1 pseudogene is annotated in these 255 nt (G+C 59.2%); it reads right to left on the bottom strand.

Annotated features, from left to right (window positions below):
- Positions 1 to 255, bottom strand: a pseudogene (tuf, locus tag JHD59_RS23430) (elongation factor Tu); the annotation flags it as partial.

Here is a 255-nt window from a genome sequence, read left to right as displayed (position 1 = left end):
CGGTACGGCCGCCTTCGCGGATAGCGAAGCGCAGACCTTCTTCCATGGCGATCGGTGCGATCAGTTCAACGGAGATTTCCACGTTGTCACCCGGCATTACCATTTCCACGCCTTCAGCCAGCTTGATAGCGCCGGTCACGTCGGTCGTACGGAAGTAGAACTGCGGACGGTAGTTCGCGAAGAACGGGGTGTGACGGCCACCTTCGTCCTTGGACAGCACGTACACGGAAGCTTGGAACTCGGTGTGCGGAGTGA

The sequence above is a fragment of the Chromobacterium sp. ASV23 genome (assembly GCF_016428945.1).
Taxonomy (GTDB): domain Bacteria; phylum Pseudomonadota; class Gammaproteobacteria; order Burkholderiales; family Chromobacteriaceae; genus Chromobacterium; species Chromobacterium sinusclupearum.
The sequence above is the reverse complement of the archived record's forward strand: the minus strand, read 5'-3'. Positions and strand labels throughout refer to the sequence as shown.